The 26,616-nt window shown below is 66.5% G+C and carries 19 protein-coding genes and 3 pseudogenes; 12 read left to right on the top strand and 10 right to left on the bottom strand.

Translation table 11 applies throughout. The features are described 5' to 3' along the window. Window positions 1-12 precede the first annotated feature (12 nt). Window positions 13-1,767 (bottom strand): alpha-keto acid decarboxylase family protein, encoded by a 1,755-nt coding sequence (locus ACM6LR_RS23990; protein ID WP_414944531.1) that lies wholly within the window; start codon window positions 1,765-1,767, stop codon window positions 13-15. A gap of 161 nt (window positions 1,768-1,928) precedes the next feature. On the opposite strand from ACM6LR_RS23990, the gene ACM6LR_RS23985 reads away from it, so the two are divergent. The 3 genes from ACM6LR_RS23985 to ACM6LR_RS23975 all read left to right on the top strand — a co-directional run bounded on the left by ACM6LR_RS23985 (window position 1,929) and on the right by ACM6LR_RS23975 (window position 5,869). Then, the gene (locus tag ACM6LR_RS23985; RefSeq protein ID WP_414942529.1) at window positions 1,929-2,285 is read left to right on the top strand and encodes a transposase; all 357 of its coding nucleotides are present in this window, start codon (window positions 1,929-1,931) and stop codon (window positions 2,283-2,285) included. A gap of 693 nt (window positions 2,286-2,978) precedes the next feature. Further along, complete coding sequence (locus ACM6LR_RS23980) at window positions 2,979-4,562, top strand: PHA/PHB synthase family protein (protein WP_414942530.1); 1,584 nt, start codon at window positions 2,979-2,981, stop codon at window positions 4,560-4,562. Between the two features lie 518 nt (window positions 4,563-5,080). Beyond that, on the top strand, window positions 5,081-5,869 hold the full coding sequence (locus ACM6LR_RS23975; protein ID WP_414942531.1) for an SDR family oxidoreductase: 789 nt from the start codon (window positions 5,081-5,083) through the stop codon (window positions 5,867-5,869). Between the two features lie 95 nt (window positions 5,870-5,964). Here the strand turns inward: ACM6LR_RS23975 and ACM6LR_RS23970 are convergent. Beyond that, window positions 5,965-6,260, bottom strand: a pseudogene (locus ACM6LR_RS23970) (transposase); the annotation flags it as partial. Window positions 6,261-6,915: 655 nt separating this feature from the next. Between ACM6LR_RS23970 and ACM6LR_RS23965 the strand changes: the two are divergent. Then, window positions 6,916-7,419, top strand: a complete 504-nt coding sequence (locus ACM6LR_RS23965; RefSeq protein ID WP_414944530.1) for a hypothetical protein — start codon at window positions 6,916-6,918, stop codon at window positions 7,417-7,419. 214 nt (window positions 7,420-7,633) lie between these two features. Continuing rightward, window positions 7,634-9,472 (top strand): M48 family metalloprotease, encoded by a 1,839-nt coding sequence (locus ACM6LR_RS23960; RefSeq protein WP_414942533.1) that lies wholly within the window; start codon window positions 7,634-7,636, stop codon window positions 9,470-9,472. A 785-nt stretch (window positions 9,473-10,257) separates the two neighbouring features. Here the strand turns inward: ACM6LR_RS23960 and ACM6LR_RS23955 are convergent. Continuing rightward, complete coding sequence (locus ACM6LR_RS23955; RefSeq protein WP_414942534.1) at window positions 10,258-10,989, bottom strand: MerR family transcriptional regulator; 732 nt, start codon at window positions 10,987-10,989, stop codon at window positions 10,258-10,260. A 54-nt stretch (window positions 10,990-11,043) separates the two neighbouring features. Here ACM6LR_RS23955 and ACM6LR_RS23950 point away from each other — a divergent pair, with 54 nt between their 5' ends. Beyond that, window positions 11,044-11,331, top strand: a complete 288-nt coding sequence (locus ACM6LR_RS23950; RefSeq protein WP_414944529.1) for a hypothetical protein — start codon at window positions 11,044-11,046, stop codon at window positions 11,329-11,331. A gap of 123 nt (window positions 11,332-11,454) precedes the next feature. Here the strand turns inward: ACM6LR_RS23950 and ACM6LR_RS23945 are convergent, their stop codons facing one another. Continuing rightward, on the bottom strand, window positions 11,455-13,434 hold the full coding sequence (locus ACM6LR_RS23945) for an amino acid transporter (RefSeq protein ID WP_414942536.1): 1,980 nt from the start codon (window positions 13,432-13,434) through the stop codon (window positions 11,455-11,457). A gap of 432 nt (window positions 13,435-13,866) precedes the next feature. On the opposite strand from ACM6LR_RS23945, the gene ACM6LR_RS23940 reads away from it, so the two are divergent. Next, on the top strand, window positions 13,867-14,052 hold the full coding sequence (locus ACM6LR_RS23940) for a hypothetical protein (RefSeq protein WP_414942537.1): 186 nt from the start codon (window positions 13,867-13,869) through the stop codon (window positions 14,050-14,052). A 308-nt stretch (window positions 14,053-14,360) separates the two neighbouring features. Here the strand turns inward: ACM6LR_RS23940 and ACM6LR_RS23935 are convergent, their stop codons facing one another. Continuing rightward, window positions 14,361-14,639: a hypothetical protein gene (locus tag ACM6LR_RS23935; RefSeq protein ID WP_414942538.1), complete on the bottom strand. Its 279-nt coding sequence runs from the start codon at window positions 14,637-14,639 to the stop codon at window positions 14,361-14,363. Between the two features lie 413 nt (window positions 14,640-15,052). Here ACM6LR_RS23935 and ACM6LR_RS23930 point away from each other — a divergent pair, with 413 nt between their 5' ends. Both ACM6LR_RS23930 and ACM6LR_RS23925 read left to right on the top strand, forming a co-directional pair. Continuing rightward, window positions 15,053-17,137, top strand: a complete 2,085-nt coding sequence (locus tag ACM6LR_RS23930; RefSeq protein ID WP_414944528.1) for a hypothetical protein — start codon at window positions 15,053-15,055, stop codon at window positions 17,135-17,137. 559 nt (window positions 17,138-17,696) lie between these two features. Next, window positions 17,697-18,297: pseudogene (locus ACM6LR_RS23925) on the top strand (alpha/beta fold hydrolase); the annotation flags it as partial. Between the two features lie 89 nt (window positions 18,298-18,386). Here ACM6LR_RS23925 and ACM6LR_RS23920 read toward each other — a convergent pair. Next, window positions 18,387-19,838, bottom strand: a pseudogene (locus tag ACM6LR_RS23920) (carboxylesterase/lipase family protein); the annotation flags it as partial. A 10-nt stretch (window positions 19,839-19,848) separates the two neighbouring features. Between ACM6LR_RS23920 and ACM6LR_RS23915 the strand changes: the two are divergent. Next, entirely contained in the window at window positions 19,849-20,103 is a 255-nt protein-coding gene (locus ACM6LR_RS23915) for a hypothetical protein (protein WP_414942564.1), read from the top strand. Window positions 20,104-20,506: 403 nt separating this feature from the next. Here the strand turns inward: ACM6LR_RS23915 and ACM6LR_RS23910 are convergent, their stop codons facing one another. Then, on the bottom strand, window positions 20,507-21,061 hold the full coding sequence (locus tag ACM6LR_RS23910) for a hemerythrin domain-containing protein (RefSeq protein ID WP_414942540.1): 555 nt from the start codon (window positions 21,059-21,061) through the stop codon (window positions 20,507-20,509). Between the two features lie 712 nt (window positions 21,062-21,773). Between ACM6LR_RS23910 and ACM6LR_RS23905 the strand changes: the two genes are divergently transcribed. Continuing rightward, the gene (locus tag ACM6LR_RS23905) at window positions 21,774-22,190 is read left to right on the top strand and encodes a hypothetical protein (protein ID WP_414944527.1); all 417 of its coding nucleotides are present in this window, start codon (window positions 21,774-21,776) and stop codon (window positions 22,188-22,190) included. Between the two features lie 222 nt (window positions 22,191-22,412). After that, entirely contained in the window at window positions 22,413-23,285 is an 873-nt protein-coding gene (locus tag ACM6LR_RS23900) for a hypothetical protein (RefSeq protein WP_414944526.1), read from the top strand. Window positions 23,286-23,559: 274 nt separating this feature from the next. Here ACM6LR_RS23900 and ACM6LR_RS23895 read toward each other — a convergent pair whose 3' ends face one another. The 3 genes from ACM6LR_RS23895 to ACM6LR_RS23885 form a co-directional block, all read right to left on the bottom strand. Further along, window positions 23,560-23,754 (bottom strand): hypothetical protein, encoded by a 195-nt coding sequence (locus tag ACM6LR_RS23895; protein ID WP_414942543.1) that lies wholly within the window; start codon window positions 23,752-23,754, stop codon window positions 23,560-23,562. Then, window positions 23,748-24,158: a peptidase inhibitor family I36 protein gene (locus ACM6LR_RS23890; protein WP_414942544.1), complete on the bottom strand. Its 411-nt coding sequence runs from the start codon at window positions 24,156-24,158 to the stop codon at window positions 23,748-23,750. Before ACM6LR_RS23890 ends, ACM6LR_RS23895 begins: the two co-directional genes overlap by 7 nt. A 427-nt stretch (window positions 24,159-24,585) precedes the next feature. Beyond that, entirely contained in the window at window positions 24,586-26,247 is a 1,662-nt protein-coding gene (locus ACM6LR_RS23885; RefSeq protein WP_414944525.1) for an FAD-dependent monooxygenase, read from the bottom strand. Window positions 26,248-26,616 lie beyond the last annotated feature (369 nt).

Below are 26,616 nucleotides of genomic sequence, written 5' to 3'. Positions count from 1 at the left end.
ACGCGGCGTTGCTCACGGTACCCACTTGGCCTTGTCGGGCCGGTTGGCGGTCATGCGGTGGAACGCCCGTGGCACGTCGACCTTCTTCAGGAACGCTTCGATGAGGACGAGCCGGTCCGTGGTGGCGGCGGCCCGGGTGAGCGCCCTGTCCAGCTCGGCGGGGGTACGGGCGGACAGCACAAGAGGGTTCGGTACGCCGAGCGCGGCCGGGACGTCGGACCAGTGCCAGCGGACCACCTCGTTGTAGACGGCGCTCGCCCCGTGGGTGATCCGCTCGACCGTGTAGCCGTCGTTGTTCACCAGGACCACGATGGGATTGACCTGGTGACGGCCGAGCACGCCCAGCTCCGGCGCGGTGAGCTGAACCGCGCCATCGCCGATGAGCAGCAGTCCGCGCCGGGCCGGTTCGGCGAGTTGCGCGCCGAGCAGCGCGGGGACGGTGAACCCGATGGATGACCACAGCGGCTGGGAAACGAAGCGGGCGCCATCGGGAAACCGCTGCTCCACCACGCCGATGAGCGCCGTGCCGCTGTCGGCGTAGACGATGTGCTCGGGCCGCACGGCCTCGCCCACGGCTTTCCAGAGGTAGGACTGGGTCAGCGGCGTCCAGCGTCCGCACAACGTCCGGAAGAGGGCCGTGGCGGACTTCTTCACCACCGTCGGGAGATTCCCCACCGGCGGGTTCGCCGTCGAAGAAACCTGCCGTCGCGGCCCCGTGACGGACGCGCGGGCCGGCGGGCGCTCCTTGATCAGCGCCGTCAGTGCCGTCAGGGCGGCGGCCAGCGGCACGCCGGGGAACTCGACGCCGTTCACCTGCGCGGTCGCCGGTCCGAGCTCGATGGCCTTCCCGGGATCGAATTCGTGCGTGAACTTGCCGGTGGCGTGATCGGTGAGCAGCACACCCGCCATGATCAGCGGGTCCGCGCGGTCGATGGTGGCGCGAACGTCCGCCTCGCTCATGGCACCCGCGTACAGCCCGAGGAAGCCGGGGGCCTGCTCGTCCACCACCGTCTTGCCCGCCATCACCGTCGCGTGCGGGAGCGGCCCGGCCGCCAGCAGCTCGGCCAACTCCGCGCGGGCGTCGAACCGGTCCACCAGGAAGTCCGCCAGGACCGCGACGTCGTCCGACTCGGCGAGCCGCGCCCGGGCAGCCGCGCGGAAGTTGTCCAGGCTGCCAGGGTGGGCGACTTTCAGATCCGGCCGATTCAGCGGCGGAAGCCGCGGCGCGGGACCGAGGGCGACGTCGCGCGGTACGCGCAGATACCCCGGCCGGCTCTCCCGCAGGCAGGCGGTCACCACGCGGTCGACCTCGAACAGGGCGTCCTCGGCGCGCAACACCGCGTCCGCGCACACCACCTGCCGGTGCGCTCGGGCGAACCGGTCGAAATCACCGTCCCCCATCGTGTGGTGGACCGCGCTGCCCGCCCCCTCGGTGTCCGTGGTCGGTCCGATCACGATGTGGAGCACCGGGACGCGCTCGGCGTAGCTGCCCGCCACGCCGTTGATCGCGTTCAGCTCACCCACACCGAAGGTGGTCAACAGCGCGCCGAAACCGTTGACCCGTCCGTAACCGTCGGCGGCGTAGGCGGCGCCCAGCTCGTTCGTCGTCCCGACCCACTCCATCCGCGGATGGGCGACCACGCGATCGAGTACCTTCAGGTTGTAGTCCCCCGGCATACCGAACAGGTGCCGTACTCCCAAGGCGCACAAGCGGTCCAGGATCTGGTCGATCACCGTGGCGCTCGTTTCCGGTGGCCTGGTTGTCATCTGCTTTCCTCTCTTGGCGTGGGAATCCGGCGTCGCACCGGTGTTCCGCCGGGACGCGGTGCGCCCGGTTCGTGCGGACCGCGCACCGGGGTGCGGTGGTCGAGCGTGCGTGCCCCGGCTGCGCCTTGTGGCAACCTCTTCCACTGCCCATGCTTTCCGGCATGGGAGAGGAACTGTCCCGGCGATTGGTGCCCGACCGGTTGTGGGCGGTGATCGGGCCGCTGGTACCGGAATTCGGCCCACGGCCGCAAGGAGGCGGGACCACCCCGCTGGAGGGCAGGGACGTCTTCACGGCGATCGTGTTCGTGCTCGTGAGCGGCTGCGCCTGGCGCCGGTTGCCGGACACGTTCCGTGTCTCCCCCGCGACGGCGCACCGTCGCTTCCTCGCTTGGACCGAAGCGGGGGTGTGGGAGTGCCTGCGACGGACGCTGGAGGGGCGCCCCGATCTCGGCGACGACCGGGAATGGGCGGTAGCGATCGTCGACATCGCGCTCACCCGGGCGGAGTGCCGCGGTTGATCCGCATCGTCGTGCCCGCCGACGCCCGCTCGTCGTATGCGCTCCCCGCCGTCACCTTCCTTCGTCGCCCACGCCCGGCCGGCCTTGCCCGTACCTGGCTGTGGGGCCGCACCTCGCGATACGTGCGATGGTGAGCGGCTCGGCGGGCATGCTGCTGTGCATGGGAAATCCTCCAGGCCGATGTCACTTCCGGAATACGGATCCCGGATCTGCGGTCCGTGCCACCGACCGTATGCGGTGACGCGACGTGCGTCGCCTGTCGCGGCCGTCTCGTGTGGTGGGCCCATCGCCACGTGGCGCGCACTCGTTCGCCACCGCCCTATCCGGACAACTTGCCGTCCTGGGTCCCGCGTGCTGCCCTGTGACAGCGAAGCGGCGGAACGGGGGCCACGACGGGTTTCGGCACGTCGCCCCATCGTCCACGTGAGACAGCGCTCTGGTGGCGCACACGGCGTCGTGGTCGGGGCACGGGTCCCACGGCGAGCCACCTCGCTGCGCCTTTCACACCTCTGTGGCTCCCGGCGAAGCCGCGACCCCCCAACGTGCCTGCCGACGCGCACCACGCGGTTCTACGGTCTTGCGGAGAAGTGAATGCCAACGGCTCGTGACCCCGCCACCGCCCTCCAGAGCCGGGCATCCGCCACCACCACAGCGAGGTTCGGTCGACCGCCGGTCCGGTGAGGAGCACGACCAGTGGAAGCGCATGACCCCGAGCAGCACACCCAGGATGAGTCCAAACCTCCGGTGCCACCACCGAATGCCGGAGCACGGCGGTGGTATCGCGAGCTGCTGAAGGCGGTCGAGGCCGGGCCAGACCCCGGTGACGAACGGTTTCGCGACACCGCCTGGAACTCCCCCGGTTACCGGATCCTGCTCCGGGGATACCTGGTGTGGCGCCGGCTGGTGCTGGCGAGCGCCGAGGTCCCGTTCGTCCCGGCGTGGCGTCGGCCGCAGGCACGGCTCCTGGCGGAACTCGTCGCCGAGGCGTCGGCGCCCGCGAACACCTTCATCGGCAACCCCGCAGCGCTTCGCCGCGTCGTGACCACCCGCGGCGCGAGCCTGGTCCGCGGCACGAGCAACTTCCTCGACGACGTGGTGCACCGCGGGGGCCGTCCGGCCAAGATGCCCACAGGTGCCTACCGCCTGGGCACGAACCTGGCCACCACACCCGGCTGGGTCGTGTACCGCGACGACTTGATGGAAGTGCTCCAGTACGAGCCGCGGACCACCGAGGTGCGTCAGGTTCCCCTCCTGCTCATCCCCGCGTGGGTGAACAAGTTCTATATCTTCGATCTGGCCCCGGGCCGGAGCCTCGTCGAGTGGGCGGTCCGGGAAGGGTTCACGGTGTTCGCCGTCAGCCAGCGGAACCCCCTGCCCCACCACGAACAAACGGGGTTGGACGAGTATTTTCAGCGGGTTCCGCTACGCGCTCTGGATGTGGCGCGGGAGATCACCGGCTCCTCGGAAGTCCACTTGACCGGGGTGTGCGCGGGCGGCATGCTCGCGGCGTCCCTCGCCGCCTGGCTCGGCGCGGCCGGTGAGTCGGGTGCGGCGTCGCTGACGCTGCTGGTGTCCGCCCTTGATCACCTCTCGCCTGAGGACGGCGTGAACCGGTGGTCGGACCTGGAGATCAAGCTGCTGACCCGTGTCCTGGCCAACCGCGAGGGCCTGGTCGACGCCGGCCGCATCAGCCTGCTGTTCGACCTGCTGCGCTCGCGGGACACGCTGTGGCAACCGTCGATCTCGGGCTGGCTGATGGGGGACCGGCCGGAGCCCTTCGACATCTGGGCGTGGAGCGAGGACGGGGTGTCCGTGCCCCGCGTCCTCTTCGAGCAGACGCTGCGGTTGTCGATCGACAACACATTGGCCCGCGGCCGGCTGCGGCTCGCGGGCCGGCCAGTCGACCTTGCCGCTGCCACTCAGGACGCTTTTGTGGTCGCCGGTGTCCGGGACCACATCGTCCCTTGGCAGACGGTGTGCCGCGGCGCCGGGCTGCTCGGCGGTGACGTCGCGTTCCACTTGGTGCCCTCTGGGCACGTGGGCAGCATCATCAGCCCGCCGCGCCCCAAAGCCGCCTACCGGACAGGACCAACTCCTCTACCGGACGACCCCTCGGAGTGGTGGGCCGACTCGGTGCCACAGCAGGAGTCCTGGTGGCAGGCATGGACCCGGTGGCTCGCGCCCCGTTCGGGACCGTTTGTGCCCGCCCGTGCCGCAGGGAGCGCCCGGCATCCCGCCGGCGGTCCCGCGCCAGGTCAGCACGTGCGATCGCGCTGACCGGGCGCCCGATGCTCATCACAACAACAGACCAAGTCGTCAACCCGAGGAGGAAGAGCGTGAGCACCTTCACTCCTCGCCGGGTGACGGAAGGTGTCAGCGGTCAGCTGGAGTCCCCCTCCCCCGGGCGGCCACACGAGGACGGCCATCGTGGTTCCCGACTAACGGCCAGTTGCACGCTCGGTAGCGCCTCCACGAGCTACCGGTCAACGCCGAGATGCCCGGTCCGAGCGCCGGGCGCGAACATCACTCCCCGAACGTCCGGCCCCCGACCTGGGTTATGGAGCATCGCCGAAGCGAAGCACGCGGACGCCACTCCGGTCGTTTCGGATTCAGTCCTGCCTCGGCACGCATCCGCGACTACGCAACGCGCCCCTCGCTGACGGCCGGATAGCTCCCCGATAACAGGCCGCCAGTGGGGAGAAGGAACTGGCCACTGACAAGAAGGCTCCGCAAAGCACAGAGACCTGTCCGCCGCCCTCCGGTCGTCGGGCACAACGACACCAAGGAGTCAATTCATGATTCTTGACCGGTTTCGCCTGGACGGCAAGGTCGCTGTGGTGACCGGCGCCGGTCGCGGCATCGGCGCGGCGAGTGCCATCGCGCTCGCCGAAGTAGGAGCGGATGTCGTCCTCGCCGCGCGCACGCGGTCACAACTGCTCGCGGTGGCAAAGGCGGTGCGGGGGAAGGGTCGCCGAGCGCACGTGGTGCAAAGCGACTTGTCCGACCCGGATGCCGGCGCGGCGCTGGCCGGTAATGCCGAGGCCGAATTCGGCCGACTCGACGTGGTGGTCAACAACGTCGGCGGGGGTCGACCCGGTCCGCTGGGGCGCAGTTCAACAGAATCTCTCGAAAAAGCCTTCCGCTTCAACGTGTCTACCGCGGACGCGCTGACGCGTGCCGCGGCTGAAGTGATGCTGCGCGGTGACGGTGGCGCGATCGTCAACATCTCGTCTGTGATCGGACGCGTCGCCGGTCGCGGGTTCCTCGCTTACGGGACGGCCAAGGCGGCGTTGACGCACTACACCCGCCTCTCTGCCGCAGATCTGTCGCCCCGGGTCCGGGTCAACGCCGTGGCACCGGGCACCGTGCTCACGCTGGCGTTGCAGAAGCTGGTCGGCGAGGGGCCGACGCGCGAACGCGCCGAGGCGTCGACGCCGCTAAGGCGTATCGGCGATCCGCAGGACGTCGCAGCCGCCGTCCTCTACCTCGCTACGGACGCGAGCGCCTACTTGACCGGGAAGGTGATCGAGGTTGACGGCGGGTTGCACGCGCTCAACGTCGACCTGGACCTTCCCGACCTGTGAGCCCCCACAGCGCCAAACGACTTCTTTCACGTTGCCGTAGCCCATTCTGCTCAGAGCTTGCCTCATGTGGTGAGTTTGCGGAGTTTCTTGGAGGGGGTGAGGCGGCGGTATCCGGTGAACCAGGCCATGGTTCGTTCGATCACCCAGCGGTGCTGCCGAATTTGTCTTTGGATTGGATGTCTTTGCGGGCGATACGGACTTCGATGCCGCGGTACCGGACCCAGCCCCGAAGGTCGGCGTGGTGGTAGGCCTTGTCGGCGTGCAGTTTGGCGGGCTTGCGGCGCCGTGGGCCGCGGCGGGACTTGATTGCCGGGATCGCCATGACCAGTGGCTTGAGCGCGTAGGAGTCGTTGGTGTTCGCGGCGGAGACGGCGACCGAGAGTGTCAGTCCACCGGGCCGTGTCATGACAACCGTGTAAGCCGCGGATGGACCAGGATCGGGTCGCTGACGGCGACCCGGAAAGGCTCCATCTGTGACTGAGAAACACATCTGATCGGGCTGCGGGTTCCGCGGCCGGCGAGGCGCTCGCCCGCGTGTTGTCACCGGAAACGTTTGATTCGTTGGTGAAAGACACGTATGCGAATGGCGGGGCGCTGGGTGCGCGCGAATTGCTGAACGAGATGACCAGGACGGGTGCCTGCGCGGGCGCTGGACGCCGAAATGATCCATCATCTCGGGTATGAGAAAGGAGACCCTGCCGGGAACGGGTCCGGGAATTCTCGGAACGGCAGGTCCCGAAAACCGTTTTCCACCTAGAATGGCCCGGTTGAACTGGTTGCGCCGCGACCGGAATGGTTCGTTCGAACCGGCAGTCCACATCAGCAAAGTCGATCGTCTTCCGAACACGTCGACCCTGGATCCACCGGTGTGTTTGGGTGTTGATCTCGCCAGTGTTATTGATCTTGTTTTTTGTTGGTGGTCAGGGTGGAGTGCCGGACGTCTCATCCGGTGTGTCCACTGTGGTCTGTTGTAACAGAGGCGGTGTCCGTCGCGACAGATACCGGTATCGCGGCGTGCGGCCGTGCCGACAAGATAGGGACTCCTTATGAGCATGCGCCGTCCGTCGCCCTCGGCGGTTCCGCTTGGTGATCCGGACGTGCTGACGCTTGCCCGCGAGATCGTCGGCACGCACTATCCGCCGGAGCTCGACCTGTTCGACGCCGTCGTGGACGAGTATCGGCGTGACCCGGACCGTCTGCTGAATCCGGAGACCCTACGTGCGCCGGTGGGTATCGGTGTAGATCTGGTGCTGATGACGCCTTACGTTCTCGCGGCGGCGGCCTATCTGGGGAACATGCTCGTGGAGAAGGCCGCCGACAAGACGCTGGACGCGGTACGCGACCGGCTCACCGAGGCGTGGGCCGCGCGCAAAGCACGCCGAGCCGACGACGACGTCGTTCGCCCGGTGACGAGTGCCGACGCCGACCTCACCATGGTCATCACGATCCATCTGACCGGCACGGGAGCCAGCCCCGAGGTGGCACGCGAAATCGCGGGCAAGGTCAGCGACGCGCTACTGCCCGGAAGACCTCCCAGTGACAACGACTGATCAGCGACCGCCCGGCGTCACTGCGGAAACCGTACTCGTACCGTCCGCGGGGCGCGGGCGGTACGCACTGCTCATCGTGGTGCTGCTGCTCGCCGGAGTACTCGTCGGAAGCCTTCTCCACGGCCAGTTCCTGGGATTGGCGTGGAGGGATGCCTTCCTGGCTTGCCGGGCGGCGACACCTCCAGTCACTGCCGGAGACACACCAGCCCAAAGCGTGGAGAAGTCACAGCAATTCCTGCAGTGCCTGGCACCCGCCGAACGACGCAGGGGACTGATATCGCTCAGCGGTGCGGTCCTGGTTCTTCTGCTCGGTCTCGCGCTGACGCAGTTGTTGCCGTGGCGGCTTTTTCGCCGCGCGGGTCCGGTCAGGGCCGCGTCGCAGGTGTGGCAGGAACGCGCGGAGCGAGCGGTGCGCTCGATGCACCGCCGCGCGGCACCCCCGCAGGTCGTCTTCGGCTCGCTGGCGTTGCGGGAGGCGTTCACCATCCGTTTCCTGCGCCGGACCCGGATGGTGCTCCCACCCGGAATCGTGACCGCGCCCGCTGAGCAGGCCGAGGCGATCGTGCGGCACGAAAGCGCCCATGTCGCGGCAGGCGATGTCGGCCTGGTGTGGCTCACCCGAGGTGTGTGGTGGGCGCTACCGCCCGTCCTCCTGCTGCCCATGGTCACCACCGAGATCCGGGTATTGCTGAGCGGTGACACGGCGTCCCCGCACACGCTGTGGGCACCGTTCTGGGCCGAATACGCCGCTCGCGCGGCCCTGGTGCTCACGCTGACCGCGCTGGTCTCCACCAGCGTGCTGCGTTCACGCGAGCACGAAGCCGACCTCCGCGCTGTCCACGGGATCCCGTCGGCACCGCTGCGCGCGTTGCTCAGCCGCACCACCACCAGGCGGATGCCTTGGTGGCACCGGGCCAGGGCCATCCATCCTCCACCCGCGCGGCGCATCGCCGTGCTCGACGCAGGCGATCTTCCCGGGCAGACCCGGGTGCTCGACGGTGTCATCTACGGTGCGCTCGCCGCGATGGCCGCCCAGACGGCGACCCTGGTGGCGCTCCCCACGCTCCTCGGCACGGGAGAGGATTCCCAGACCTACGCGGTACCGCTGTCGTGCTTGCTGGCCGGTGCGCTGACCGCGGCGGGCTGGGGCACCGCGCTCTGGCGAACCCCCCAGCGCTCCGCTCTCACCCTGGCCGGTGTCACCCTCAGCCTGCCGCTAGGTGTGGCCTTGGGCTTCCTGACCGACTTCTCCCGCACCGGCACCACCGACCTGAGCCCCTTCGGCGACTGGCCACAACTCGTCGCGGTCTCACTCGCCATGGCCGGAGCCGCCTGCCTGAGCCTCGCCCTCGCCGCACTCTGGGCCGCCCACTCCGGCACCGTCCCCCCGCCACGCCGGATCTGGTTCCTCGCCGCTGTACTCAACACCGCGTTGTTCACCGGCGCCTGGTGGATCGGGATGACCTCGGGCACCCTGATCACCGCCGCCAAGAACTGGTTCTACGGGATAGCGCTCGCGGGCATGACCGCGGCGTGGCAGGAACCGGCCGCGATCGGCTTGATCGTCGTCGCCGGGCTCGCCTGGTACTGGAACCGCCAACGGCTCTCACTGCTCGCGGTCAGTTTCGCCGCTACGGCAGCGGCACTCGCCGGACGCTGGGCGCTGCCCGTCAACGTCAATCACACCGACCCGCTCGCCCTGGACCGGCTCGACTGGTGGGTCGCCGTCAGCGCGGCAACGGCATGCGTGCTCACCCTCGCCGCACTCCACGGCCGCATCGGGCTCGCGAACTCACTCGCCGCGGCCCCGCTGGCCGCTCTCCTCACCATCACTGGATGCCTCCTGACACGAGACCCCCAGCACGACCTCATCCCCTACCTCATCTCGACCATGTCCCTAACCACCCTGGCGATTCTCTGCCTCGCACTGCCCATCACCCTGCTCCCCAGCCGATGGCTCCGCACCCACACCTGGCACCGACCAGCACTCGCACTCGTCACGGCGGCGGGCACCACCACGATCGTCATGCACCTAGGCAATGTTCTTACTTGAGCCGCGCAGATCCCCGCTCGTCAGTGCTCAGCCCGTCCGTGCGGACCCCCGCGGCCCGCGCGATCCACTGCCACACGGCGGTCTCGGTCAGGTCGAAGTCCTTCACGACCTGACCGATCGAGCGATCCCCGCGCTGGCACAGCTCGACGATCTCAGCCTGAAATCGCGCATGACGAACGTCACCTTCGGCACTGCGTCCAGGACGAGGAATTCCTCCCTCCAGGACCGAGAGCACCTTCGAGTCGTCGTCAGCTAGTGCTGTGACCGCATAGGTTTGCGGGGTTGCTGTTGTTATGAAGTGCTCGATGACCTCTCACGAATACGCGGAGAGACACCGAAAACCCCTTCGTCTCGCCGTGGACTCCAACAGACCCGTGATCCGCCCTATCGAAGTCACCGGCCTCGACGTCGTGCTCCGGCTCTACCACACCGTCGACGAAGCCCTCGACGCCACAAGTCGGCAAATGCACTAGTGTCGCGTGATCCTGCTTGCTTGATGTTGGGTTTCGTTCCTCGGACGGCGATCTCGCGTGATCAGACGGCGGTTACGCGTGATTGGACGGCGATCTCCGGAGATCGCCGTCTGATCACGGGTAAGACCTGCAGGATCACGCGACACTAGCAGCCGTCGATTGTCAATGCGGCGAGACTGCCTCGCGGGGCGCAAGAATCACGCCCTCGACTCAAGAAGGTGAACAGCCTGGCATGACGGGCAGTTTTCGGGCTGAAGCCTTTCTCGAATCAGCCGCGGACCTCCGCAGTGTGGTACTCAAAGCCCGCCCGCGTCAGGACCGTAACTGTTCGCGGATCAGGGTATCGAGCCGACGCCATGTCGGCGACGAGGCGTTGACGGCACCCTGGATCAGTGCTGGGACCTCGGTGTCGATGTCGTGTCCAGGCAAGTCATCAGTTCCGTATCGCGCATGGGTAGCGGCGACGATCCGGCGGGCAAGGTCATCGATACGACGGTCCCGAGGATCGAGATCGTACGCGCGGTCGTAATCGAGAAACATCTGGCGCAACGCCGGGTCAGCCAGGATCTGTGCCTGGTCGCGGAACAGGGCGACCGACGTAACGGGGTGCACGGTGAACACGAGGATCCACAAGTCGGTCTGAAGCGTCACCCATCTTTCGCTGAACCCCCAGCGAGGTAACTCCTCGAGATGGCTTCTGACCTCGCCCGGTATCGCAAGCAGACGTCCGTCAGCGAACTGCCGAAGACGCTCTTGGGACGCCTGCAAGCCACGGATACGTGCAGAGAGGTCCGTGTCGATCTGCCGAAGGGCTTGCCGGAACTCGCCGTCGCTGGCTGACCGGAGGTCACGGATGCGGGCCAAGGGGACCCCGGCCTCGGCCAGTGTCCGGATCTTGATCAGGTCGATCGCATGACCGGCATCGTACCGCCGGTACCCGGAGGCGTCGCGGACCGGTTCGGGCAGCAGTCCCTTCTCGTGGTAGACGCGAATCGTCTTGATCGACACCCCGACATACTTGGCGAGCCGTCCGATGGTGATCACCTGACCATGATCGCACTTGACCTTGCCCCAAGGGCAAGGTTGCAGGATGTCGTCATGGTGAATGCGAACCTCGATCAGGAGACACTGCGAGCACTGGCCGACGAGGGCAACCAAGTCGCCCTGGACCGGCTGGCCGACCTCGCCGACGCTCGCAAGGACATCGAGGAACTCAGCGGGTTGCTGGACGAGGGATGCATGCGCGCCGGACACTTGCTCACCCACCACGCGGTCGCGGCAGGGGACCTGCGTGAACTGCAGCGCATCGCGGACGCTGGATACGACGAGGCCGACCGGGAACTGAACCGGCTACTCCAGACTCCGAGCCGCGAGCAGCGGGATTGACGAGCCCATCCAGCACCCCCCGGGCCCCGACGCAGTACTCGAAGCCCGGACCATCGGTTCCCGGTATCGACGATCGCCCCGCGAAAGCAGGCGATCCAGGCGCCCGTGACATCGGAATGGCAGCTAGCCGACGTGGATTCCGGGGCGGAGCGCCGGATCGCGTTCGCTGGTGCGGATGATCTCGCGGACCACTGGGGCGGTGTCGCCGCGGCCGAGGATCAGGTAGCGGAACAGATGCCCGAGCGGGTTGCCCTCGCTCCACTCGAAATGGCACTGCGGCCGCACGCCGGTGGCGTCGCGCAGCGCGAGCAGGACAGCCGCGATGGCGTTCGGTGCGGCGGGGCTTTCCACGCGCAGGACACGGAAACCCTCGATCTCGAACCCGCGGACCTTCAGCACGTCACTGAACCCGGACGGGTCGATCACGTCGATTTCGAGGAACAGGACGTCAGCGGCACCCGGCACCGGATTCAGACCGCGCTGCTCGGCCTCCTTCGCCCGGTATTCCTCGGCGTCCCCGGCCTGGCGCCGGTTCGCGATGATGGTGAGCGCGCCGTCGTGGGCGATCGACTCGGTGACGAACCGGCGCGCGGGCTCGTCGAACTTGATGTGCTCCACCCGCAGCTCCGTGGTGCGCGTGACCCGCGAGACCAGCGACACGACGATGATCCCGAGGATGAAGAACGCGGAGATGGTGAGGCCGTCGGGCTTCTCGATGACGTTCTCCACCAAGGCATAGATCAGGATCAAGCTCAGCACGGCAAACGCGATCGCGGCCTTGCGCTGCCGCTTCTTCGCCGCGGAGATGGCCACCGCGATCGACGCGGACACCATCATCGCGAGGATCCCGGTGGCATAGGCCCCGGCCTGGGCGTTGACGTCGGCGTTGAAGATGATCGTCACCAGGACGCAGATCGCGGTGTAGACCAGCACCACCGGACGCACGGCACGGGCCCAGTCCGGGGCCATCCCGTAGGCGGGCAGGTACCGCGGCACGATGTTGATCAACCCTGCCATCGCCGACGCCCCGGCGAACCACAGGATCAGGATGCTGCTGATGTCATACGCGGTGCCGACCCATTCGCCCAGCAATTCGTGCGCCAGGTACGCCAGCGCGCGGCCGTTCGCCTCACCACCCGGTTTGAACGCATCGGCCGGGATCAAGACCGTGGTGACGAAACTGGTCGCGATCAAGTACACCGACATGATCAGCGCGGCGGCGGTCAGCAGTTTGCGCGTGTTGCGGATCCGGTTCGCCAGCCGCTGCTCGGCGTTCTCACCCTTCGCCGCCACCAGCGGCATCATGCTCACACCGGTCTCGAAACCGGACAAACCGAGCACCAGCAACGGGAACGCCAGGATCGCCGGGCCGATGACCCCACCGAAGCCGCCTCCCCCGGAGGTGAGCGCGTCCACCCAGCGGTCGAACGCGGCGGGATCGGCGAGCACCTCGCCGACCCCGGCGACCACGACCACCGCGTTCAGGATCAAGAAGATCGCCACCAGCGGGATCGCGACACCGACCGCCTCACTGAACCCGAGCAGGAACACCCCGCCCAGAATGAGCAGCAGGACCACCGTGATCAGTACCTCGTGCCCGTGCAGGAACGACGGCGCGATCGGGTTCTCCAACGCGTGCACGGTGGCGTCCGCCGACGACAGCGTGATGGTGATGATCCACGACGTCGCGACGAAACCCAGCAACACCAAGACGAAAATCTTGCCGCGCCAGAACGGCAACAGATTCTCCAGCATCGCGACCGAACCCTGACCGTGCGGGCTCTCCTTCGCCACCCGCCGGTACATCGGCAGCATGCCCAGCAACGTCAGCGCCACGATCAGCAACGTCGCCAGCGGCGACAGCGCGCCCGCCGCCAGCGCCGCGATCCCGGGAAGATACGACAACGTGGAGAAGTAGTCCACGCCGGTGAGACACATGACCTTCCACCACGACTGCGGCGTGGCGTGCTCCTCATGGCTCTCCGGCCCGACCGGCTGAACCCGGTGCTCCATCAGCCACCGGCCGACCTTGCCCGTCGGCGCCGCCTGCCGGACCGGGCTGTCCACCCGCTCCGGAACAGCGGATTCGGCTTCTTCGGTCATACCCCTGTCCTCCCCAGATTCCCGTGGGCCGCACCTGCCCCGCCATCTCCACCTCGACGTGACGGCCGCGCACCGACGCGGACACTAACGATCCGGCGCCAAAAATCACCGAGCCGGCCGTAAAGAAAACATCAATGTCGCGCGACAAGCAGACGTTCCGTTTGTAGTGACGGCGGCCAGGAGGCGGTGACCACGGTCCCGCAAGGTCGTCAGCCGTACCAGCGCAACCACCTTGCGACCACGAACTCCGCTTTGACGGTAAGCCAGCCATCCACCGGGCTGCTCGCTGAATGGACACCGGCCGACCGAGTTCGAGGTAGCGTGTGTGCCGGACGAGCTGAAGGGATTCCGGGCACTGTGACTCGACGACTGCCAGCCGGCGACCGCCCCGGAGTCAAAGGACTACTCGGTCCTGTCTGTCTCGTACTCAGCTTGCTCGGCTGGCTGCTCCCCTATGGCGAGGTGGTCTCGGCACTGGCCGTGGCCGCCGGAGCGATATCGATGCTGACGGACCGCCGGTATCGACTGGACGGCCTTGTCATCGCAGGCGTCTGCATCGCCGCACTCCAGCTGTTCTTCGGGCTGCTGCTGTTCACAATGGATCTGACCGGCCACTGAAGACATCGACACCAGACGGCACTTCCGTCTCACGACAACGGCTTCACGAGTCGGTTGCGAACCCGGGGTCCGCCACCTGGCCAGTCGGCGCGGATGACGGTCACCTGCTGTCAGCTGAGGCCAGGTACCCGCTCGGGTGAAGGGCTCGTCATGGACGAGTGAGGGAGATTCCCGAACAGAACAGGACCACCGGACGGGGCCGAGGTCGCGGACGCGGTGGGTGCGCATGGCAGCCGGACTTTCACGATGACGCGGAGGCTGTCCGACGTGCCTCCACCCCAGCGGCGAACGCAACCGGATTCACGTGGCTACTTCCCCGCCGTGCCGGGTTGCCAGGTGAAGGACTCCTGATAGAGGTCCGCGTAGGTGGGCGAGTCCTTGATCAGATCGTCGCAGAAGGCGGCCGCGCCCGGCAACTGGAGCCGATAGCAGAGTTCGCAGGTAGCGATCGGCAGATACAGCGTGGCTCCAGCTCTGATTGCGACCCGTGATGTCGAGGGGGTGACCGTGGAGACACCGCGCATGCCGCGCGGCGGACGGAATGGATAGCCGTCGTCCGACGAGCTGGGCACGGGCTGAGCAGGCACAACCCGCAGTATGCATTCTATCGAACCTCAGTTCGGTCGAGGGATATTCGGTGCCGAACACTTCCTGGCAGCTTGCACTGACGACAGGTGATAGTTGGCATCGCGGACGTGTGCGACCTGGTGATCGCCTCGAACGACAGATGATGGTTGGCACCAAAACAGGCGCTGGTTGGCATGCGACGACTCGGTTCCGGGTTCGCGGAACTTCCCGATCTGCTGAATAGCGGACGTCATCTGGCTCTCGACGGTCCGCCGGTAAGCGAGTTCGTGGTGGGTGATGAGGGTGTCGGGGTGATCAGCCCCAGGACCCGCGGCCGGTGGCGAGAACTCGAGGTGCCGAGACCGCGTGAACTCGTATTCGCCCGCGAGCGGATACGAGGTACATGGTCCACTCATCGAGCGAGAGGCAATTGATGAATCGAGCGAGCAAGCATTTCCGGCGAACTGCTCTACTGAGTACGGCGCTGGTGTCGGGGCTGCTGGCGGTATCGGGCGTACAGGCGGTGGCGGCACCGGTCTACCAGCTGACGCTGCGCATGATCGACCGCAACGGCGCCGTGGCGACCGCGAACTCTCGCGCGACGTTCGACGTGATCAGCCTCAGCGGGGGCGGCCGTGAAAGCGACGTGCCCGCCGGGAGCACCCTGCGGCTGCCCGCTGACCGTTACGCGCTGGTGGGCAGCCTGATCACCCCGCGCCCCGGGCTGGACCCCTCGATGGCCGCGATGGCCCACCCGGAGCTCAACCTGACGCGCAACACCACCGTCACCCTGGACACCCGCCAGGCCGCGAAGGTCACCGCGAACGTCGACCAGCCGGAGGTGACCGGGGGCAGTTCGGCGGTCGAGATGGGAGTGCGCCTGGGCGCCGACCAGACGCAGTCGATGGTGTTCCCGTTCGATCAGCGTTTCCAGGAGATGTTCGCCGGCACCCTGCCGGGCACCTCGTCGGCCGCCTTCTACTTCGGCGCCAGCCACCGCCTGGAACAACCACGGCTGGAACTGTTCGGCGAACAGCCGAAGCGCTTCCCGGTCCTCACCGCGACGATCGGCGCACCCCTGCCGGTGGGGTCGCGGACGCCCGCACTGGCGTTCGGCGGCGCGGGTCGCCCGCAAGACTTGGCCGGAGTCGAGGTGCGCGACCGGCTGGTGGTACTCGAACTGCCCTGGGACACCACCCCGGAGACACTGGCCGAGCGAGTCACCACGGTGCGCGACCATGGTGGCGCGATGGTGGCCGCATGGCTGTCCACTACCGGCGCGGCGCGCCAGGGCACGGAGCTTGCCGGGCAGCCGGGCAGCCGAATCGCGGCCGCGGCGGCCGCCGCGGAACTGTCCAGCAAACTCACTGGCTCCAAGGCCGCCGGGGCACTGGCACTGCCGACTGTCCAGATCGCCGGCGCGAACGCCGAGCGGTTCGCCGCGCTGGCCCGGACCGGTGACGGCACCGCGGCCATGATCGCCCGCCCGGAAATCCGGGACGCCTACGAACTGTCCTTTCCGGCCACCGGGCGGGTCCCGGCACAACTCGAGCACTCGGTGCGCAAGTCCGAACTCGCGGCGGTGACCATGGCGTTTCACGGCTACTCGGCGGAGTCCCCGTCCCAGGTGCACGCGATCCACCGGGTGGCAGGGGTGCGCCTGGGAATGTCCCGGCTGGGCTATGGAACACCGGGGCTGGTGCAGGCGGAACGCCAGGAGTACTACACCCCGGGCACGTGGGCCTTCCTCAACATCCTGGTGAGCCAAACTCCGAGCGTCGGCGGTGACCTGCGCGGTGAGGAACTCTTCGCGGCGGGCAAAAGCTACCGGCTGGCCTGGAACGGCGCGGTCACCGGCCCCGGCTTCCGTGGCAAGCGCGCCTATCCGGCCGACAGTCCCTGGGCTGCACGCACCGCGCAGGAGATCAACATCAGCATCCCGTTGTTTTCCGACGGTGCCGGGCACACCGCAACCGCGGACCTGGACGCGCCCGGTGACCGCGGCACCACCGCGCTCTACCGTGAAGGCAAGCTTTTCGGTAGTCAGGCGACCCCCGGGCGCGCGGTGTTCGTGGCGCCTACCGAGGAGGCCGGTTACCGGCTGACCACCGAGGCGGAGCGCGACGAACCCTGGGCGCCGTTGTCCACCAAGGTCTCCGCCGAATGGACCTTCCGCAGCGGGCACGTCCAGGGACCGACCCGAGCGCTGCCGCTGCTGGAGGTGCGTTACACCCCGGCAGTGGATCTGGCCAACACCGCCCCGGGCGGCGGCACCTTCACCGTCCCGGTGACCGTGTCCCGGCAGGACGGTCCCGCCGCGATCACCGGCCTGCAGGTCGAAGCGTCCTACGACGGCGGCGTCAACTGGCAGCCCGCGAAGGTGAGCGGGCAGGACGGCCGGTACAACGCCGAACTCAGCCACCCAGCGACCGGATCCGTCTCCCTGCGTGCGAAAGCCGCCGACGCCGACGGGAACACCACGACCCAGAGCATCATCCACGCCTACCGGCTCCGCTGACACCGGATGTCCCGCCCTTGCACAGAATTCAAGAGGTCGAATACAACCGCGAGTCAGGCGAAGGTGGCGTGTTCGAGCGCAGCGCCGTTGTCCGGTCCCTCACCGTGCGGACTTCGGGGCGTTTGATGACTGAAAATCCACACAGTCCCGCACGACAGTCCCAGTGACCACCGGATCCGGAAGGGTGTGTGGAAACAGGGACGTCGAGTGTCCCTGTTTTCATACACCCCCTCATCCGACGCCACCCCTGCCCTCAAATAACGCGTCCAACGCACTCTCGTACCGCAGAGCGTGCATCGTCGAGCCGTTCGTCATCGGGCCAGCGGCAGCGGTCAACTCTCGTGCTCGACTGACGAACTCGGGCGCTCAGTCACAGTCGACGATGGTGCGCGAGCTGGTGTCTTGAAGTCGCGGGAGCTTGCGTACGATGACCGCGCGGCGCGCCCATGGACAGGCGAGCCGGCGGCGGGCCGGTAGTGGTCGGGTTCGGGCTCCGGGCGAACGCCTCCGTGGTCGACGTCTCTTCCGAGAACTGCGCCATGTGTCCGACGATAGGTTCATGTATCCGGAGATCGAGCCCCACGCCTCTGGCCACCTGGACACCGGTGACGGCAACCTCGTGTACTGGGAAGAATGCGGAAACCCCGACGGCAAGCCGGCGGTGTTCCTGCACGGCGGCCCCGGCGGCGGCTGCTCACCGTCGGCTGTTCGACCCGTCCGCCTATCGGATCGTCCTGTTCGACCAGCGTGGGTGCGGGCGGTCGCTGCCGCACGCTTCGGCGTCGGGCGATCTTTCGTTGAACACGACCTGGCATCTCGTCGACGACATCGAACACCTGCGGGAGTCGCCGGGCATCTCGCGGTGACAGGTGTTCGGTGGGTCCTGGGTGTCGACGCTGGCGTTGGCGTACGCCGAGAAGTACCCGGAGCTGGTGCTGCGCGGAGTCTTCACGCTGCGTTCATCCGAAGTGGACTGGTACTACCGGCGCGGCGCGGCGCACGTCTTCCCGGACCTGTGGGAGAAATTCACGGCGCCGATCGCCGGGCTCGACGGCGATCCTGTCGAGTTGTACGCGAAGCTGCTCGCCGACCCCGACCCCGGGGTGCACGGGCCGGCCGCCGTCGCGTGGAGTACCTGGGAGGGCGCGACGGTGACGCTGTAGTTCCGCGCCACGAGCCGGTCCCACAATTCGAAGTTATGCAGTTTCGCCCGGTCGACCTTGCCGATCCTGGACAAGTCCAGACCCTGTACGTAGTGAGTGGCCGCGGTCACGGGATGCCACGGCGGGAGCCCGTGCCTGTTCGGGTCGCCTGCCGAAGCGAACCGTGACCAGTAGTCGATCATCCGGTCCCCCAGTCTTCGTTGAGCCGCCGTCAACGGGCGATCGTCATACGGAAACTCGAACAGGTACTTCAGCTCGGACGCGTGTCCGGCCAGCGGCTGGACACCCACCGGGAACTCGAGAATCGGCGGTGCCGTGCGGTCCAGGAATTCATAGGCGTAGACCGGCACCGTTGCCGAGAACCGTCGTTCACTCGCCTGCTGGGCCCAGGCCCAGTCCAGATCACTCATGACCGCACCGATGGCCTGTGCCGCCGTGCCGTGCGCGGCGACGGGGTACTCGGCGGCCACCGCCGCGGCCTTGTCACCGAAATGGGTGTCCAACGCCTTGCGGTAACCCGCCTCGGTGAGCCCTGGGAACATCGAGGGCGAAAACAGGGTTCCTTCGTCCCTGGTGACGCCGGTCAAGAACGGCACGTGCTGAAAACGTCCGGCGGGCACGGCGACTGCGGGATCCTCCGGAAGCACGGCGTTGCCATAGGCCGGCAGGGGCAGGACCGGCGCGGCCAGCAGATCCGCCACCGACACCTGCCTGAGGCAGTCCAGTGTCGTACAGCCGAATCGGGTCGCCAGGTTCTGCCCATGTCCCTGCTGCCACTCCGGCGGCACGAAGTACGGCACGTCGAGCAACGGTCGGACACCCGCGCCGGCGAAGGCATCCGATACGCACGGTGTGCTCTGTCCGATGGCTCGCTGAAACAGCCCGGCCGACCCTGGGGACGCGAGCAGGCCACAGACCGAATGGGCGCCGCCCGACTCACCCGCGACCGTCACGTTCCCCGGGTCGCCACCGAAGGCGGCGATGTTGCGCTTGACCCACCGCAACGCGGCCTGCTGATCTTCGAGGCCGAACGCACCACCATCGGCGAGACCGGGGAACCCCAGGAACCCGAGGTTCCCCAGCCGGTAGTTCACCGTCACGACGACCAGATCGCCACGTTCCGCGAGCCGGGACGGATCGTAATCGCCACCGGCACCGGACACCAGTCCACCGCCGTGCACCCACACCAGCACCGGCGCCCTCCACACGCGCTTCTTCGCCACCACATTCAGGTACAGGCAGTCCTCGGTGTTACTGGCCGGCCTGTTGGGCAACGCGGCTTGCGGACAGCGATCGGCCGGTCGGGTCGCGTCACGCACACCATCCCACCGCCCCGGTGCGACCGGCGCGTGCCAGCGCAACTCACCGACCGGCGGGGCCGCGTAGGGCACACCTCGATGAATCCGGAGACCACCGGTCACCTCACCCCGCACCGACCCGGACTCGATTCGCACCACACCGCCCGGCGCCGCCACCGCAGGTGCTGTTCCAACCACGAGTCCCAGGACAACGAACAGGGCCCCCAGATATCGCCTCATGCAGTCCACAGTGGCCATCCAGACGCAGCTTGGCATCAACCAATCAGTTGATTTCGAACGCCCGCACCGCGACCATGACACTGCACAACGTCGCGCACCCCGCAGTCAGCACATCGACCTGGCAATCGCCTGGCTCGGCGGGCAGGTCGCCCACGACGCCGCGATTTCCGAAACGTCCCAGCTACTGGAATGCCCGCGTCCCGAAGACACACGAACAGGCCTCTCGTTCGAACCCACCAAGAAATGGCCGCCGCCGTGGTCATAGGGCCTCACCGTTCGCGATATGTCGATCTTGGGTAGCCCGGGCGTTCTCGGCTGTCTCACGGCTTTGTCACCCATGATCAGTCTCAAATCCGTGGCATTTCCTCGCGAGGGCGAGATCAGGCCGCTTGTGCCACGGCGGCGGCTGACCGGACGGCCGGGTGGGGGTCGTCCGGACTGTCGGCGAGGAGGGAGCGCAGGCTGTCTGGGGGCGGTTCGGCCCAGAGCAGTCGCCGTTGGCCCGGACGCGTGGCCTGGGGTCGCGCAGGGCCTCGGGGCAGCAGCGGAGCGTCTTCACGTGGGTAGTCCGCCCGAGTGCCGCGGCGGCGCTGGACCGGACCAACTCGTCCTCGACCGCTGGCCTTCACGTGGTCGAACAGGTGCTGTGGTGTCCGGCGATCGGCGGCCTAGCCCTTCTCGCCCTCAGCTGACAACAGACCCTTCTTCTCGGCTTGGGCCACGACCTTCTTGACGAAGTCGAGGGAACCGCAGTCCTGGTCGAGCAACGCGTTGCGGCGTGTGGCCCAGGTCGTTCCCAGATCCTGCCGCACCTTCTCACTCACGTCGGTGCGTGCCGGGTTGAGAATCGTCTGCTCTTCCTCGCCGATGTGATGCATCAGCGCCTCGGCGAGCTTCTCGACCGCGTCGTCGAACTTCTGCGTATCGGTCCCCTTACATTCCAGCAAGTCCAGCAGTGCCCGGTTGCCCTCGGCGTGCTCTTCCTCACCATGTTCCTGCTCGTGCTTGTCGATCGCGTCCTTACGTCGCAGCGCCGGGTAGACCTCGTCCTCCTCAGCCTCACCGTGCGCGATCAACGCCGCCGACAGCGCAGCCCGGGCAGCACCACGGTCCGCAGTCGCGTCCCGCAGATCACGTAGGAGCTGCTCGAACAACCGGTGATCATCCAAAATCAGGTCTACGACATCACCGGCGACGGGACGCGGGATCTTCACAGCAGTCATCTCCTGATGATTCCCGCACAACGCCCACAGGGCAACACGACTCGCCATGCGGCCGACACTTCTCGCCGCTACGGTAGATCAAGGCACCGCCGCGACGCTGCCACAGAACTGGGCTACTTCCGGCGAAGACGGAGGGCCAGTTCGCGTCGTCGTTGGAATCGTGTGCGGCGGCCGAGCCTGATGGTCCAACAGCGGGTCGGCAGGCCCTCACCTGTCCCGAATGACAGCACCCTTCAGAGGTATCTGGGCAGCCTTCTCGACGCCTCCCGCCCCGACGCGCCCTCGCTGTGCTGACCCATGCCTGTCCGGCACCCTCATCCAGGGTGACCGGCCTGTCCACGAGAGCAATCTTCAACGACGCCGTCGTGACCGCCGACCGTGATGACAACCTGCTTCGTATTTCCCATCATAGTTCCGTTGAAAATTCATAAAACGCCCGAGATACCGGGAAGCAGCTTCGTATCCGCGGAGATGGCCAGCCAACGACGATGGCAGCCGCAACAACCAAAGAGGTATCGCATCATCTTTTTTCGCATCACCGAGCATCTGGTCCCGCCCAATTCACGTGGTTACAGTGAAGTTTCCGGCTTCAGGCCGGAGCATTCACTCGGGGCGCTGGGTTTGCGACCTGAGACTCCTTCGACGAAGGACGTACTCTATGCAACGGTTAACAAGAAACCGAAGGCTCATTGTCAGTGTGGTAACAGGAATCATGACACTGGTGTCAACCTGGTTCGCTTCGGATGCGCACTCGGCGGCCGCCGCCGGCTATACCCTCGTGCAGGAAATAGAGACGCAAGGCCGTCACGTCAAGCTCTGGCGCAACACCGATACCGGCAAACACCATGGCGAAATCACCAACGCGAAATGGCCTGACCAGCTGATGCTCACCGGAAGCGGTTGTCCCGGAGACCCGGTGAACTGTTACGTGACCTATGTGCCGCCGGGTGCGAGCGTCGCCAACACTCCGGAGGTCACCGGCGTGGTCGATGCTTGTGGGTACGCGGGAGGAGCTGGGTGGAAATGCACTTGTGTCGTCTGCCTGCACACCGAGGACCAACAGTCCTCGGCAGTGTCGCGCCTTGACGCGGTCAGCCGAGAAAATCAACCCAAGGAGAATGCGATCTGATCAAAACCGTGCTGATGATCGGCAAGTGAACAGAACTCTCATCGTTGGAAGGAAACCATGTCGAAGTTCTGGGGAAGAGTCGGCGTCGTAGGTCTAACGACAGCCGCGATCGCTCTGTGGGGCGGAACCGCCGCCGCCGCGCCGGAGCCTGCGTCTCCGGCGCTCGCTGCGATCACAGACCTGGGCACGTTGCCAGGAGACTCGTGGAGCGAGGGTCAGAGTGTGAACTCGCAAGGTGTGGTCGTCGGCGCTTCGCACACGAACGGCCGTGTTCGTGCTGTCCGGTGGTCGACCAACGGCACGGCGACCGCCCTTGCAGCGCTGCCCGGTGATTCGAGCAGTTACGGCTGGGCCGTCAATACCGCTGGGACGGCCGCCGGCGCGTCGCTCGATTCACAAGTCAATCCGCGTGCCGTCCGCTGGTCTGCATCCGGTGTCGTCACCGCCCTGTCCGGCATCGGCGGAACAAGCAGTTACGCCTATGGAATCAACGACAGCGGCGCTGCCAGCGGTTACGCGACGACCAGTGCCGGCCAGCGGCACGCGGTGCGCTGGGGCGCCACCGGCGGCGTAACCGACCTAGGGACGCTTCCAGGAGATAGTGCCAGCGAAGCCCGCCGTGTCAATAATCACGGTGTGGTCGTCGGCGTATCCACACTGGCAGCTCAGAGCAGAGCTGTCCGATGGACCGTGAACGGGACCGCCACCGAACTCCCCGGCCTCGGCGGATCGACAACCGTGGCCTGGGGCATCAACGACGACGGCGTCGTCGTCGGCAACTCCACCACGGTGAACGGCCAAACTCACGCCGTCCGCTGGAGCGCCACCGGGGCGGTCACCGACCTCGGAGTCCTGCCCGGTGATTCCGCGAGCTACGCATGGGGCGTAGACGCCAGTGGTAATAGCTCGGGCGCCTCGTTCAGCGGAAGCCAGGCACATGCCGTCACATGGGACGCCGGCGGCGCCGTCACCCCCCTCGGAGCTCTCCCCGGCGGCACCAGCAGCCACGCGGTCTCCATCGCCGCGAAAACCTTCGCCGCGGGAAGCGCCCTGACATCGCAGGGCAACTCCAGAGCCGTGCGGTGGACGTTGTAATCCGGTAGAAGCCGGGCCTGGTCGGCAGCGTTCCCGCGCTGCCGACCAGGCTGGGTGAAATCATCGCTTCACAGCAACGCCCACTCGCTCCGCTCGGTCGAGACCCGGTCACCCTCGGTTCCGCCGGCTGAAAGCCACACCGCAGCGGGGAGTCGACAGGGTGGCGGGCCGGTGTCAGTCGGTCCCCGGTTCCACGTCCAGCACCACCTTGGCGGCGATGCGCCGGGTCCAGCAGTGCTCAGGCGGCCTCGATGAAGCGTTCCCACAAGCCGGGCTAGGCGACCTCCGGGGACAGCTTTCCTGCCGCCACGAAATCCAGCGGGGTGGCCAGCTCCGGCCCGGCCTCGCGGGTGTCGCCGAACGTCCAGCCGATGTTCTGTACGACTCGGACATCGCGTCGAACGTAGGGCTCAACCGTGCCATCGATCTGATCGAACAGGGCGACAGCAGGGTGAGTTTCCTTCAGCAACGGCGAAGCGAGCTATACCGGTTGAATTCGGCGACATTTCCCTTGGTGCCCGGTTGAAACGTACCCGCACCCGCACTGTTGTCATAGTACTTGTTGACATACATACAGAATGAACCCGAGTTCCTGTTGTTCCAACTCCTGGTACGATCATCGAAGTTCTGCGCTGACAAGTCCGGTGAACCGACCTGGAAGAACGCCATAGCGCCTTGGCCGTCATCTCCCGCGAACAGGCACATATGCCCCGCCGGACAACGGTCGTATCCCGTGGCAGCGTCCGCCGCGGTCACGGTTCCGGCCATTGTGGCCAATGTGATCACCGCAACCCCGAGACTTTTCTTGAAAATCGACATCTGCTCCCTTTCTGTTTTAGCTACTTCTTGGTTCGTGCCCAGACTGACGATCATCTCGCCATTCTCGCCAAGTGGTAGCGATGCAAGCAGGAGACGGCGAGCGCCTCCCCGCACGCCAAGCCTGTTCCTCGGCGACAACACCAGCCACGTAGAGCGCTTCAATCAGGCTTGCCGCCGGGGCACCGCGCGGGAACCTTTCGTTCTGGCGGCCGTGGCCACGTGAATTGCCGGAAGAGCGACCGCTCGATCCAAGCACGTCCGCAGGATTCAGCCTTGTCCAGCACCGCGGGAAAGGCAATGATTCCGCGATGCGATGTGCTCACCTTACGATGCGCTATCGGATATCGTCACGGGTCATTCACCTATAAAGGAGCCATGCCTGCCAGCGTACTAACCGGCAGTGTCGGCTGCTCGGCTCTGGCACACCTTGACGCCGCCGCCCTCGCGCCGCCGAGATGACATGACGCTGAAGTTCAAGGCTTCATAGGGTTACGTCACTCTCGCCATACGTCGAAGCCTTACTCTGCGGCGCTTCGCTGACCGGGGCTTCCGTTCGGGCCCCCCGTGGTGTGCCGAACCAGGCAGTAAGGGCTTTTCGCAACGCAAGCACGGCTGTGTTCGTCGGTTCGTCGATGGCCGCGGTCCACGCGATATGGGCATCTGGCCGGATCAGCAAGGCATCGGCGGGCCGGTCACGGGTCTTTGCGGTCTGGATGATGACACGGGCGTCCCACTCTCGTGCGGCCTCGCGTAGCTCCGGCCGATCGGCGAGATCGAGCAGGATGGGTTGCGCGGTCTGCATCAGCTCCGCGACGCTCGTGGTAGTGCCGTGTTCGGTTTGGAGCGTGAAGTCGGGAACGAAGGTCCCGGTCAGCGCGTGGTGATCATAGACGTGCAAGGGATAACGAATGTCTGTACCGGCGAGCAGTCCTCCGATACGGCGTAGTGGTTGCTCATCAGCGAAGAGTTCCAGGAAGAGCGTCCGCAGTGCGTCGGCCGCCGCGTCCTGGCCGCGTCGAAGAGCCACTTGAGCCTGCGTGTGGAGCATAGTCCTCATGCCGGCCATCTGGCGTTCGCCGTGATAGGTGTCCACCAGTCCCGGTGGTGCCCAGGCGTTGATGTCCGCCGCCAGCTTCCACGCGAGGTTGACCGCGTCCAGCATGCCGGTGTTCAGGCCCACACCCGTAGCGGGGAAGAGGTGCGCCGCGTCTCCGGCCAGCAGAATTCGGCCGCTGCGATATCGTTCGGCCTGGCGCGCCTGAAAGTGGTAGCGCGAAAGCCGGATCGTCTCTTTCAGCGGCAGCTCTACGCCGAGGACACGGCGGACACTGTCCTGGAACTCGGCCAGTGTCATCGGTACGTTGTCGTCAGTCTCGGCGTCCTCATTCTCGGTGGTGGACACGAGCAGAACCTCTGGAGTGAGTGCCCCGTATCCGAAGACGCCTCGCTCTGTGCGCGTGAAGCCGGCCTTGATCGTGCCGCGCCCGGGCAAGTCAAGGGCTTCGCCGGCGCCGGGTCCTGCCAATGAATCAGGCAACGTGATTTGCCCGAGCCGGTTGACCTCGGGATAGGTCGCCCCTGGGAACGCGATGCCGGCCAGTTCACGAATCCTGCTGCGCCCCCCGTCACAACCAACCAAGTATCGAGAGGTCACTTGGTAGCGTCCGTCAGGTCCGTTCACTTCGGCGGTCACTGTAGTGCCGTCCTGCGTGAGATCGACCACCTCGTGTCCGCGGCGAACGACCGCACCCAATTCGCGAGCCCGCTCGTCCAGAAGACGCTCGAGTTCTGGCTGAGGAAGGGTAAGGCCTCGCAGCGGTGGTTCGGGCAGAGGCGAGAAGTCCACATGTACTTCGCCGAACGGGTAGCGAGGGGCAGGATGACTCGGCGCGGTACAGGCCTCTTCGAACTTCTCCAGCAAACCCCTGTAACGAAGAAGCTCCAAGATTTGCCCGCCGAGCCCGTTGGCTTTCGGGATTTCGCGGAGCTGTGCCTGCCGCTCCAGAACCAACGGTCGGACACCGGCCAGTCGCAATTCACCGGCCAGCATCAGACCGACCGGGCCGGCGCCCACAATGACGACATCGACTTCGGGTGGCACATCCTGGCCTGTCGCGGATCGACCGGCGGAGACAGGGCTCATTACTCACTCCAACTTTTTGGGATCTGGATCTTGCCGGTTATTCTGCGGCACCGACCAGGGCTTGCCACAAGCCCCCCTGTGCGCTATATCTTGAAAATGAGAGGACGCCATGAGCAACACAGGCGCGTGTCACGGGTTCACGACCTGACGCAAATCGGAAATCGCAGCGAACAGAGCCCTGAACACGTGTTATATACAAAATGTTATTGATTTTTCACAATGAGCATGACCGAACTGTTTGCGTTCTAGCGCTTCCGGTGACCAAGATCATTGGTCAAATGTTCGAATTCTTCCACCGATGGGAAGGACCCGTCTTCACGGCGCCCGGCACTCGTCGGCAAGATGCGCAACCGGGCGGCTGGTTCATCC

Origin of the sequence: Amycolatopsis sp. cmx-11-32 (assembly GCF_047608695.1) — a bacterium.
GTDB lineage: Bacteria > Actinomycetota > Actinomycetes > Mycobacteriales > Pseudonocardiaceae > Amycolatopsis.
Note: the sequence above shows the minus strand (reverse complement) of the source record. Positions and strands in the feature narration are given on the sequence as shown.